Origin of the sequence: Ferrovum myxofaciens (assembly GCF_000735045.1) — a bacterium.
GTDB classification, from domain to species: Bacteria; Pseudomonadota; Gammaproteobacteria; order Burkholderiales; family Ferrovaceae; genus Ferrovum; species Ferrovum myxofaciens.
On record NZ_JPOQ01000628.1, the window covers coordinates 1 to 253 of the forward strand.

The following is a 253-nucleotide window of genomic DNA, read 5'->3' on the forward strand; positions in this document are numbered from 1 at the left end:
GGGGTTCGTGCCAGACGAGTGGTTGCACAGTCTGGATTACACGACGCTGAAGAAGGTGGACGGCAATTACATCACCGAAGACTTTCGTGGTCGTGCCGATGACATCGTCTGGCGGATCAAGGTAGGCGGGGATTGGGTTTACCTCTATATACTTATCGAGTTTCAGAGTACCGTCGATAAATACATGGCGCTGCGTATGATGGTGTACATGGGGTTGCTGTATCAGGACCTGATCAAGCAGGGGATGGTGTTG

Annotated in this window: 1 protein-coding gene; it reads left to right on the top strand. The window is 51.8% G+C overall.

Annotated features, from left to right (window positions below):
- Positions 1 to 253, top strand: a 253-nt coding sequence (locus IV91_RS0115430; RefSeq protein WP_031599451.1) for an Rpn family recombination-promoting nuclease/putative transposase, incomplete at both ends; no start/stop codon positions are given.